Source organism: Collinsella sp. 4_8_47FAA (genome assembly GCF_000763055.1).
In the GTDB taxonomy this organism is placed as follows: domain Bacteria; phylum Actinomycetota; class Coriobacteriia; order Coriobacteriales; family Coriobacteriaceae; genus Collinsella.
Genome location: NZ_KN214135.1, coordinates 612,484 through 615,156 on the forward strand (window position 1 = coordinate 612,484; position 2,673 = coordinate 615,156).

Annotated in this window: 4 protein-coding genes; all 4 read right to left on the bottom strand. The window is 59.6% G+C overall.

What is annotated here, in order from left to right; translation table 11 throughout:
- Positions 1-255, bottom strand: a 255-nt coding sequence (locus HMPREF9463_RS06080; RefSeq protein ID WP_035137734.1) for a PTS system mannose/fructose/sorbose family transporter subunit IID, incomplete at its 3' end; no start/stop codon positions are given.
- On the bottom strand, positions 245-1,018 hold the full coding sequence (locus HMPREF9463_RS06085; protein WP_035137735.1) for a PTS mannose/fructose/sorbose/N-acetylgalactosamine transporter subunit IIC: 774 nt from the start codon (positions 1,016-1,018) through the stop codon (positions 245-247). The genes HMPREF9463_RS06080 and HMPREF9463_RS06085, both read right to left, overlap by 11 nt.
- 225 nt (positions 1,019-1,243) lie before the next feature.
- Positions 1,244-2,134: a DMT family transporter gene (locus HMPREF9463_RS06090; protein ID WP_232219764.1), complete on the bottom strand. Its 891-nt coding sequence runs from the start codon at positions 2,132-2,134 to the stop codon at positions 1,244-1,246.
- A gap of 88 nt (positions 2,135-2,222) precedes the next feature.
- On the bottom strand, positions 2,223-2,673 hold a 451-nt coding region (locus HMPREF9463_RS06095), incomplete at its 5' end, for a PTS system mannose/fructose/sorbose family transporter subunit IID (RefSeq protein ID WP_148334193.1).

Below are 2,673 nucleotides of genomic sequence, written 5' to 3' on the forward strand. Positions count from 1 at the left end.
CATCGCGATGCCGCCGACGAACGGGGCGAACTGGACGGTGATGTTGAAGAACGCGCAGTGGCGGTGCAGGGCCTCGGCGTAGTCGTCGGGGCGGCCGGCGTAGATCTTCTTGAGCATGTTGGCGACCATCAGGCAGAAGGCGATGTTCATCTGCTTGTAGTAGGTCCAGGAGAACTCCATGCCCAGGGCGCCGACGTTGACGGCGCTCTTGACGAGGTCGGAGCGCGTGATCTTGTTCTCGGGACTAGAAGTCATCGTCCTCATCCCCTTCCGCGGAGAGCTGGGGCTGGGCTCCGCCCAGGCCGAGCAGGTCGAACTTGTCGATGCCGATGATGATGGCGATCAGGGCGACGCCCAGGACGGGCACGTTGGCGTAGGAGCACAGCAGGAAGCCCAGGAAGTAGAAGGGCACGAGCTGCTTGGTGAGCACCAGGCGGCCGAGCATGGCGAAGCCCATGGCAGGCAGGATGTTGGCTGCAACGCCGCAACCGTCGATGATGAAGGGCGGGATGAAGTCGAGCAGGCCCTGGATGGCGTCGGAACCCAAATAGAAGGCGCCGCCGCACAGCAGGAAGTACTCGACGCAGCCCCAGATTCCAATTCCCCAATGAACGGCGTAGATGCCTTTGAGGTTTCCCTTGAGGGCGAACTTGTCTGCCATATCGACAAACACAGGGAACAAGGCATTGGTAATGTTGCCGATCGTCAGTGCAAGGACGGCGATAGGCATGGCGAGCGCGATGGCCGTCTCGGTACCCTGACCGAGCTGAATGGCAAACGCGCAGGCGAGCACGCCGCCGACGGTTTCGTTAGGCGGTACGTAGGCGCCGATGGAGATCGAGCCCATGAACAGCAACTCCAGGCTGGCGCCAACGGCAAGGCCAGTCTGCAGGTCCCCCAGCACCAGGCCCACGAGCGGGCACAGGACGATGGGGCGGAACGCGTAGAGGGTGCCGAGCTGGTAGTCGAGACATCCAAACGCTCCGACTAAGCCGACGAGGATTGCTTGGACAAGCATAATTCCTCCCAATAAGGAATCTCGAACCGTCGTCACTTCCGTCGCGCGCGTTGTTGATATCAATTCCGGGAGTTCGATTCCACGGCTCGAAGCGTACCTGGTGTGCTGCTAACACCCATGCCAGGCACAAATGATTTGATACCAATTATAGGTATGCAGGTCCTCACTATTTAATACCACTCGCTCAGCGGGGTGTTTTTTACCGTAAACGGCAGACGTATCCCATCAGGCGCGCTCTTTGTTTCGATGGCGGACAAGCGCCACCAGAAAGCCATCGCCAAAGGCATCGTATGCCAAGTTGCCTACAATCACCAAAACGATAATCGCCGCGCCCAAAAACTCGTTCCAGCGAAAGACCTCGCCAAAGAGGAGCGCCGACCAGCAGGGAGCGAGCACGACCTCGCTCATGCAAACCAAGTTGGCCGCAAACGCGTTAGTGCGCGCAATCCCCTTGGCATATAGCACGCTCGCAAGGCCACTGCAAAAAAGGCCATGCACCAGCATGAGCCCCCACTCAAATGGTCTCACGGAGTCTAGGGCGCCAGCAAAATAGACGATCGGCAGCATCGAGATACCGCAGGAGATGAGCGAGGACACCATGGGCGACGCATCGGGGCGAGAGTTCAAAAAGAAACACAGCCCAAAGGTGGCGCCCGAAATGACGGCAAGCAGGTTGCCGAGCATGCCCTCGGCACTCAAATCGCCTAAAAAGAAAAGTCCCATACCCGTAAAAGCAACCACCACGGAGGCAATCTTCGCAGGCGAGGGCAATGTGCGAGCTGCGAGCGATTGATACACGATAACGAAAATCATCGAGGTGTACTGCAGGACGATCGCGTTGCCGACCGTCGTGAGCTGGTTGGCAAAGTTAAACGTGGTGCCCGTCACGAAGTTGCAGACGGCCACAAGGACAATAAGACGGCTGACGCGAAGGACGGGCCTGCCGACGAGCAGGATAAAGAGCGCCATAAATATTGCCGTGACGGCACCGATCAAAAGAGCTGACTGCGAATTGGCGCGAACGAGGATGCCGATAAAACTCCACAAGAGCGCCGTGCCAAATAGATACATCGCCCCGCTCACGCCATTATCGGGTGGATTGTCAGATCGAATCACGAAGCACCTCCAACTAGCTTTCGGTAATAAAAAACGGCGACCGCAATGGGTCGCCGTTTCCCTTGGGGGCAGATAATAGGCCGGGCCCTTACGCCAGCACGCCGAAGAACGCGCCGACGATGCCCACGGCCATGGTGGCCACGATCAGCACCATGGGGTTGATCTTCTTGGACAGCAGCCAGTAGTACAGCCAGAAGGCGATCATGCCGAGCATGCCGGGCATGATGCCGTCCAGGATGTCCTGGAGGGTCTGGGCGTCGTCGCCCGAGCCGATGGCCACCGGGATGCTGGCCCAGAACATGTCCTTGCACATGGCGCCCACGACCATGACGCCCACGATTCCCACGCAGGTCATGATCTTCTGCATGAGGCCGGTCCTCTGGGCCTCGTCCAGGAAGCCCACGCCCAGCTCGTAGCCCTTGACGGCGCCCCAGATGCGCAGCGCGAAGCCGGGGACGTTGTAGATGAGCAGGAAGGCGATGGGGCCGAAGGGGTTGCCGGCCTGGCACAGGCTGATGCCCACGCGGCGGCGACCACGC

What these genes read in the sequence shown, in the direction of transcription:
- HMPREF9463_RS06085 (WP_035137735.1), bottom strand. Translation starts at nt 1,018, where the DNA reads ATGCTTGTCCAAGCAATCCTCGTCGGCTTAGTCGGAGCGTTTGGATGT.